This is a genomic window from Arthrobacter nitrophenolicus, from assembly GCF_000332815.1.
GTDB classification, from domain to species: Bacteria; Actinomycetota; Actinomycetes; order Actinomycetales; family Micrococcaceae; genus Arthrobacter; species Arthrobacter nitrophenolicus.
The window spans coordinates 1-2,090 of the sequence record NZ_AOFD01000107.1 but is presented as its reverse complement, the minus strand read 5'-3'; the positions used below and the strand labels follow the sequence as shown (position 1 = coordinate 2,090).

Below are 2,090 nucleotides of genomic sequence, written 5' to 3'. Positions count from 1 at the left end.
ATACAAGGCAGCCACCGAATTCAAGGGCAAACCCACCGTCATCCTCGCCAAAACCGTCAAGGGCTACGGACTCGGACCCCACTTCGAAGGCCGCAACGCCACCCACCAGATGAAAAAACTCACGCTCCAGGATTTGAAGGAATTCCGGGATTACCTGCGCATTCCCATCTCCGATGCCCGCCTCGAGGAAGACCCGTACCGGCCTCCCTACTTCCACCCAGGGGCGGACGCACCCGAGATCGCCTACCTGCTGGACCGCCGCCGGGAACTGGGCGGCTTCACTCCGGAACGGCGTTCGCACCACCAGGCTGTTGACCTGCCGGATCCCAAGTCCTATGAGGTGGCCAGGCGCGGCTCGGGCAAGCAGCAGGCAGCCACCACCATGGCGTTCGTCAGGCTCCTGAAGGACCTGCTCCGCGACAAGAAGTTCGGCCACCGGCTGGTGCCCATCGTTCCCGACGAATCCCGCACGTTCGGCATGGATGCCTTCTTCCCGACCGCGAAGATCTACAACCCGGGCGGCCAGAACTACCTGTCCGTGGACCGTGACCTGGTCCTGGCCTACAAGGAATCCCCCGCCGGCCAGCTGATCCACCCCGGCATCAACGAAGCCGGCGCCGTGGCAGCCTTCACCGCCGCCGGCACCGCCTACGCCACCCACGGCGTGCCACTGGTCCCGGTCTACGTGTTCTACTCCATGTTCGGCTTCCAGCGCACCGGCGACGCCTTCTGGGCAGCCGCGGACCAAATGACCCGCGGCTTCATCATCGGCGCCACCGCAGGCCGGACCACCCTCACCGGCGAAGGCCTCCAGCACGCCGACGGCCACTCCCCGCTGCTCGCCTCCACCAACCCGGCCGTGGTCACCTACGACCCCGCCTACGGCTACGAAATGGGCCACATCATCCGTGACGGCCTCGAGCGGATGTACGGCCCGGACAGCACGGACAAGAACCTCATGTACTACCTCACCGTGTACAACGAGCCCATCGTCCAGCCCGCCGAACCCGAGGAACTCGACGTCGAGGGCGTCATCAAGGGCATCTACCGCCTGTCCTCCTCCGACGTAAAGGGACCAAAAACCCAGCTCCTGGCCTCCGGCGTCTCCGTCCCCTGGGCCCTCGAAGCCCAGCGGATCCTCGCCGAAGACTGGTCAGTCTCCGCCGACGTCTGGTCCGTCACCTCCTGGAACGAACTCCGCCGCGACGGCCTCGCCGCCGAAGAGGAAGCCTTCCTCAACCCCGAACAGCCCGCCCGGGTCCCCTTCGTCACCCGTCAGCTTGAGGGTGCCACCGGGCCTGTCGTCGCAGTCTCGGACTACATGAAAGCCGTTCCGGACCAGATCCGGCAATTCCTGCCGCACCAGTTCGCTTCGCTGGGCGCCGACGGCTTCGGCTTCTCGGACACCCGCGCCGCAGCCCGCCGCTTCTTCAAGAACGACACCCACTCCATCGTGGTCAAAGCCCTGCAGATGCTGGCGGCCAGGGGCGAAGTGGAGGAGGCGGCGCCGTCGTACGCGATGGACCGCTACAAGCTGCTGGACGTGAACGCCGGAACCACCGGCGGGGCCGGCGGCGAGGCCTGATTTCCGCAAAGACCGGCGGCCGGGTCAGTTTCCGGGGGGAGACTACCCGGCTGCCATTGTTTGGTTAGGGTTCACCTATGGAGAAGACGGGGGCAGACAGCGATCTGGAACGGCCGGCGACGGGCATCGTCCTGGCCGCCGGGGCGGGGACCCGGCTCGGGCTGGGCCCCAAGGCATTGCTCCCCTACCGCGGCCGGCCGCTGGTGGAGGCGATCGCCGGAAACCTCCTCGACGGCGGCTGCCGCGAGGTGGTGGTGGTCCTCGGAGCGGGCGCACCGGACGTCGCGGCCGCGGCCAAGCTGGACCGCTACCGGGTCATCGTCAACCAGGACTGGCGCACGGGCATGGGCAGCTCGTTCCTGCTCGGTGACATGGAAGCGGACCCCGGGGACCACCTGCTCATCGCCCTCGTGGACCAGCCCGGCCTGACCCCGGCAACGGTGGGCAGGCTTCTCGCCTCCCACCGGCCCGGCCGGATCACCGCGGCCGCCTACCGCCCCAGGCA

Annotated in this window: 2 protein-coding genes; both read left to right on the top strand. The window is 67.7% G+C overall.

Annotation, left to right across the window (positions count from 1 at the left end):
* Nucleotides 1-1,585 (top strand): transketolase-like TK C-terminal-containing protein (locus tag G205_RS20265; protein WP_009359675.1); only part of this gene is annotated, 1,585 nt, incomplete at its 5' end.
* 77 nt (nt 1,586-1,662) lie between these two features.
* A partial coding sequence (locus G205_RS20260; protein WP_009359674.1) for a nucleotidyltransferase family protein occupies nt 1,663-2,090 on the top strand: 428 nt, incomplete at its 3' end.